Origin of the sequence: Aliibacillus thermotolerans, assembly GCF_027853235.1 — a bacterium.
Taxonomy (GTDB): Bacteria; Bacillota; Bacilli; order Bacillales; family Marinococcaceae; genus Aliibacillus; species Aliibacillus thermotolerans.
Window position 1 is genome coordinate 1 of record NZ_WKJG01000102.1, and the last position, 1235, is coordinate 1235.

General features: G+C 49.3%; 7 tRNA genes and 2 rRNA genes. All 9 read right to left on the reverse strand.

The features are described 5' to 3' along the window. Positions 1-110 (reverse strand): 16S ribosomal RNA (locus tag GJS40_RS13905); the annotation flags it as partial. Positions 111-265: 155 nt separating this feature from the next. Continuing rightward, positions 266-341 (reverse strand) — tRNA-Ala (locus GJS40_RS13910). Between the two features lie 5 nt (positions 342-346). Further along, positions 347-423: transfer RNA gene (locus tag GJS40_RS13915), tRNA-Pro, on the reverse strand. Between the two features lie 194 nt (positions 424-617). After that, positions 618-694, reverse strand: a tRNA-Arg gene (locus GJS40_RS13920). Positions 695-701: 7 nt separating this feature from the next. Further along, positions 702-776: transfer RNA gene (locus tag GJS40_RS13925), tRNA-Gly, on the reverse strand. 78 nt (positions 777-854) lie between these two features. Beyond that, positions 855-930: transfer RNA gene (locus tag GJS40_RS13930), tRNA-Lys, on the reverse strand. 6 nt (positions 931-936) lie between these two features. Continuing rightward, a tRNA-Thr gene (locus GJS40_RS13935) sits at positions 937-1012 on the reverse strand. Positions 1013-1024: 12 nt separating this feature from the next. After that, positions 1025-1100, reverse strand: a tRNA-Val gene (locus GJS40_RS13940). Between the two features lie 9 nt (positions 1101-1109). After that, positions 1110-1226 (reverse strand): 5S ribosomal RNA (gene rrf, locus GJS40_RS13945). Positions 1227-1235 lie beyond the last annotated feature (9 nt).

Genomic DNA, 1235 nt, shown 5'->3' on the forward strand with positions numbered 1-1235 from the left:
CGATTCCCTATCGTCACCCCGAAGGGATCCAATAGGTGCACGCGCTCGACTTGCATGTATTAGGCACGCCGCCAGCGTTCGTCCTGAGCCAGGATCAAACTCTCCATGAAAGTTGATCTTGCTCTTTTTAAAATACTTCATTCCTCTAATTAAAAGAAGAAATTGACAGACGCTTGACTTTCATTCAATTTTCAAAGGACACTTTTTAAGCAACATCTTTCATCATAACACTATTAAAAGAACTTGTCAAATAAAAAACAAAAAATGGTGGAGCCTAGCGGGGTCGAACCGCTGACCTCCTGCGTGCAAAGCAGGCGCTCTCCCAGCTGAGCTAAGGCCCCAAACATGGTCGGGAAGACAGGATTCGAACCTGCGACCCCTTGGTCCCAAACCAAGTGCTCTGCCAAACTGAGCTACTTCCCGTTTCTGTAAAGAATAAGCATCGAATCTCTTCGTCAGCTGCACTCGTTCCGTCAGTCACGTACTAAGGTACGCTCCTTCCTTCTCTCCTTTGCTTCCTCGACCTTCTCGCTTCTTCTTTACACAAAGAAAACAGAAGAAGAATAAACATCGAAATCTCTTCGTCAGATACGCTCGCGCCATCAATCGCGTACTGATGGCGCGCCCGAGAGGAGTCGAACCCCTAACCTTCTGATCCGTAGTCAGACGCTCTATCCAGTTGAGCTACGGGCGCATAAAAATGGAGCGGAAGACGGGATTCGAACCCGCGACCCCCACCTTGGCAAGGTGGTGTTCTACCACTGAACTACTTCCGCCAATCAAACATTCCCTCAGACAAGGATGCCCTCCCCAAAAGGAAGGAATCATAACTTCGTTATTTTAATGATAAAAAATGGTGAGCCATGGAGGATTCGAACCTCCGACCCTCTGATTAAAAGTCAGATGCTCTGCCAACTGAGCTAATGGCTCATAAAATGGTGCCGGCCAGAGGACTTGAACCCCCAACCTACTGATTACAAGTCAGTTGCTCTACCAATTGAGCTAGACCGGCACATGGAATAGATGGTGGAGGGTGACGGGATCGAACCGCCGACCCCCTGCTTGTAAGGCAGGTGCTCTCCCAGCTGAGCTAACCCTCCACAAACAATGCCCGGCAACGTCCTACTTTCACAAAGGGTCGCCCCTTCATTATCATCGGCGCTAAAGAGCTTAACTTCCGTGTTCGGCATGGGAACGGGTGGGTCCTCTTTGCTATGGTCACCGGACAAGTATGA